Origin of the sequence: Microcoleus sp. Pol12B4 (assembly GCF_036701385.1) — a bacterium.
GTDB lineage: Bacteria > Cyanobacteriota > Cyanobacteriia > Cyanobacteriales > Microcoleaceae > Microcoleus.
On the sequence record NZ_JAUBQR010000341.1, the window covers coordinates 1 to 4277 of the forward strand.

A 4277-nucleotide genomic window follows, 5' to 3' on the forward strand; every position below is an offset into this window, starting at 1 on the left:
GAAAAAAGGAAATAGTAATTTTCAGCAACAAAAAGCCGCTTTCACCAAAATATTACCAATCATTAGAAACTATCGAATAGTCATTTTAGGAGACCGAGAATTTTGTTCGGTTATTTTAGGGAACTGGCTTGACGAACAAAAAGTGAATTTTTGTCTGAGGTTGAAAAAATCCGAATACATTCTCCGGGAAGGAGAAATGTGGGTAGAATTAAAAAATTTAGGAATTCGACCGGAAATGTCTTTATTTTTATCCGGAACCAAAATGACAAAATTTAAAGGATTTAAAGCTAACGTCGCTTGTAAATGGAAAGGAAAATATCGCGGAGTCACAGTCAAAGAAGGATGGTTTATATTAACTAAATTAAAAACTTTAAAAGCTGCTATAAGCGCTTATAAACAAAGATTTGATATAGAAAAAATGTTTATAGATTATAAAAACGGTGGCTATAACATTGAAGATGCCCAAGTATCAGAACCCAGGCTATTGACCTTAATGTTGTTAGTAAGCATTGCTTATACAGCGACAATTATTGAAGGAAAATTAGTCAAAAAAATGGGAGTGCAAAAATATGTAGCTCGTCCCAAACAACCCAAACGTATTTATCGTTCGCACAGTACATTTCAAGTGGGTATGCGAGCGAAAAACTGGGTAATCTTTATGGATATTTGTCAAAAATAAGTGAGAGAATATATTAGTTTACACCCCAATAAACGGTCAAATTATCAAATAGGTAAAATGGCAGCAAAGCTTATCAGAACTGTATTGTAGCGATTTTTGTCACCCTTTCAGGTCGCTTCAATATCCCGATGAATTGCATATTATTCAAGTCGATAATGCTCCAGGTCATCTTTTAATCACATCTGAATTACCATACAATATTATTTTACTATTTCAACCTCCTCATTGTCCTGAAGCAAATCCAATGGAAATACATCAAAGGGTTTTTAGCTAAGTTAGTCTTCATTAATCTTGACGAACTCCGTGTAAAACTTCAGGAAATATTATCATATTTAACAAATCATGTCATTGGTTTTCTAACAGGATGGTCTGGGATTTTACAGTATTTAACGTCAGTTCGGGTTAAGCCGAAGGACGCAAAAGCCAGTCTAACTGAAGAGAAGGCTTTTTAGGTTGGTGACAGTAGGCAATCAAGCCACATAGAACGTTAATGCAGAAATTGACGGGACTGCGATGACGGGAATGCTCAATTTGAGAAATATTCTTGAGTTGGTCAATAATTGTCTCGATGATGGCTCGTTTACGGGATAGAAACTTATCATGGAGTCGCATCAGCTTGTTCTTCATATTGCGACGAGGTAAGCGCGAAAAATTCAATGTTATAGGAGGTCAGAAGTTCCTCCACTTCTAGCTTTTGAGACATAGCCTCGATCTCCAAACACCTTGCCACTCAAGGTTTTGAGCAAGTCGGGAACGGGCTTTCGATCATCTACATTCCCAGGGGTCAGTTGAATGTTAAGCAATTCTCCCAACTCATTCACCACTAAGTGGAGTTTAAAGCCAAAGAACCAATCGACCGATGTTTTGCCCCTCGCGGCCTGGTCGGTGAAGACTCTATGCTGTCGAATTCGAGGATTGTGACAGACTTGGAGTTTGGTCGAATCAATAAAGCTGATACCAGTACATTGGCCAAAGCAATGCTTCAAATAAGCACACAGAGGGACTAAAGCCGAAGGCATCCATTCGACAAAGCGCCAATAGCTGACTAATCCGGCAAAGGCGCTGCTCCAGTAGCGACATACTTGTTCGAGGTAAAAGTGTTTGAACGTGCGGTAATGATGCTGGTGGAACGCTACCAAGATGGTCATGATTTCGCTCAGGCGAGCGTCCCCGTGAGCGTCGGCGCGTTTTCACACCCTGGCCGAGCAACTGCTGTTGCCATCTTTGGTTCAAATTTCTGGCAGAAATCGTCGATGTGGCAGAATAGTTCTTCTAAACTAGACATGGGAGATGCTTGCTGAATTGGTTTGACAATCTTCAGCTTAACTGGCTTCTCCCTTTCCTGGCTTATCCCGAACTGACGTTATTTATCTATAGCAGTATTTAAAAAAATGGTATTATTGATTGGGTTCCACGATTTAATTGCTCCAATAAATCCATTCCAACCCTTTTATTTTTATGCTTGAGCAGCTTATTTCTTACTTCTTTAATTCGCAGACTGACAGAAGAGGGATATCAGGGTTTGGATCACGCGCGGACAGGTGCATTTTTTTGCGGAGTGGTATAACTACTCTGAACCCACAAATATGGCAATTCGTCAAGCGCTAGTGGGAGAGGGTAAATTAGTATTGGGTATAGAAAAATCTAGAGGAAGTATTGAAGTGCCTGTCCCATTCCCCTTGCCAGCAGGATCAGGCTGGTAAAGTTGGATACGATCGCGCCCAAGTCGTTTAGCTTGATACAGGGCTTGGTCGGCTGCGGCAATCAGAATTTCGGCTCCCGATTCAGATCCAGGAACAATACTCGCTACGCCCAGGCTGAGAGTGACGTACTCGCTCACCTGAGAACCAGCGTGCGGAAGCTGCAAAGCGGCGATTGTGAGCTGTATGTGTTCGGCTACGATCACTGCGCCTTGAATCGAGGTATTTGGCAAAATAACGGCGAATTCTTCGCCTCCGTAGCGAGCTACTAAATCGGCGGGGCGATTGACTGCATTGGCGATCGCCCCGGCGACTTGTCGCAAACATTCGTCTCCGCCTTGATGCCCGTAAGTATCGTTGTAACTTTTAAAAGAATCAATATCGCACAGAATTAGGGACATGGGCGTTTGTTCCCGGACTTGTCTGCGCCACTCCATTTCTAAATACTGATCGAACCGTCGGCGGTTTGCTAGCTGCGTGAGTGCGTCCGAAGTAGCCAAGCGCTCTAACTTGAGGTTGGCTGCTTGCAACTGCTGGTAGAGTTCTGCTTGCTTGATGGCGATCGCCAACTGGGTGGCCAGAGAAGACAGCAACTCTACTTCCAACTGCATCCACTGCCGGGGACTGCACTGGTGGGCCATCAGCAGACCCCACAAATCATCTCCTTGCACTAAAGGCACAACCAAATAAGCTCTCACCGCGAATTGTGCGAGCAAGTCAATTTGATATTGCGGCAAATCGGCGGCCAAAACATCGGCGATCGGTCGGATAGCTCGATGTTGGTACGCTTCGAGATAGAACTGGTCAAAACAGAAATTTTCCAGGGTTTCCCCCAACATCGGCTGGCAGTTGGCCGCTACAGATTCCACTGTCACCGCCCCCGTCGCCGGGCCGGCGCAGAGACTGCCGGTACAGGGGTTAAAGCGCACGATCATCACTCGATCGGCCTGAAGGAACTGACGCACTTCTGTCACTGTCGTGCTGAGCACTTCCCCCAAATCCAGAGACTGGCGGATGTGCTGAGTAATCGTCGCCATCAGCAGTTCTCGTTCGTTCTGCTGTCGCAGCGCCTCTTCTGTCCGCTTGTACTCGGTGATATCTTGAGCGGTGCCGAAAATTTGTTTGGGGCAGCCGTCGGCTGTGCGGGCGAAAACTTGGTCGCGACAGCGAAACCAGCGCCATTCGCCCGATCGATGTTTGAGCCGATACTCCAACTCCAAAATATGCCCGTCTTTAGTCGAGGGAAATTTTTTCTGGTGGGCTTTGAGCCTCGGCAAATCTTCTGGGTACACCAAACTCGAGTACAAAGCAGTTTGCATCTGTAAAATTTCGTAGGGAGTGTAGCCCAGCAATTTAGAAGCTTGACCGTTGACGTAGACGTTGCGCTGTTGGGTCAAATCGTAGATGTAGAGCAAATAAGGCGCCGCGTCAGCAATTTGCTGGATGAAATGCTGGCTCGATCGCAATTCTTCCTCCACCCGCTGACGCACTTGCACTTCTTCCAAAGCTTGATCTCGCATTGTGCGGTAAGCTTGGATGCGATGGGTGAGGTCGGTCACGTCTTGAATCACCAGCAGCGCGTAGAACGATGGGGCATTGACCCCCGGCCATATTGATGACGAAGCTGAGGGTGGAGATTCCCTAGACACAAAAGCACTTCTTGATGATCCGACTCCGACAGTACCCTCTGATTCCAACTCAAGAGTATGGAGAACCCAGTCTCTAATCTCCTGTTCTTCAATGCCAGCCTCCATTGCTGGCACAGCAGTCACAGTAGTTTGCTGAATTCGCTGCTGGCCGTCTTGCCAAGTTGCCGGAATTAGGTGTTTGTGAATTTGAGAAGAAAAAATTGTTGGCGGGCCTCCTGCAAAGATTTGCTTGAAGCGAGTGGCGTACTT

Annotated in this window: 2 protein-coding genes and 1 pseudogene; 1 reads left to right on the forward strand and 2 read right to left on the reverse strand. The window is 45.6% G+C overall.

Annotated elements, in window-relative coordinates; all coding sequences use genetic code 11:
* On the forward strand, positions 1-679 hold a 679-nt coding region (locus tag QUA38_RS27660; RefSeq protein ID WP_333167544.1), incomplete at its 5' end, for a transposase.
* Positions 680-1081: 402 nt separating this feature from the next.
* On the opposite strand, the pseudogene QUA38_RS27665 reads toward QUA38_RS27660, so the two are convergent.
* Positions 1082-1964, reverse strand: a pseudogene (locus tag QUA38_RS27665) (IS982 family transposase).
* A 312-nt stretch (positions 1965-2276) separates the two neighbouring features.
* A partial coding sequence (locus tag QUA38_RS27670; RefSeq protein WP_333167546.1) for a diguanylate cyclase domain-containing protein occupies positions 2277-4277 on the reverse strand: 2001 nt, incomplete at its 5' end.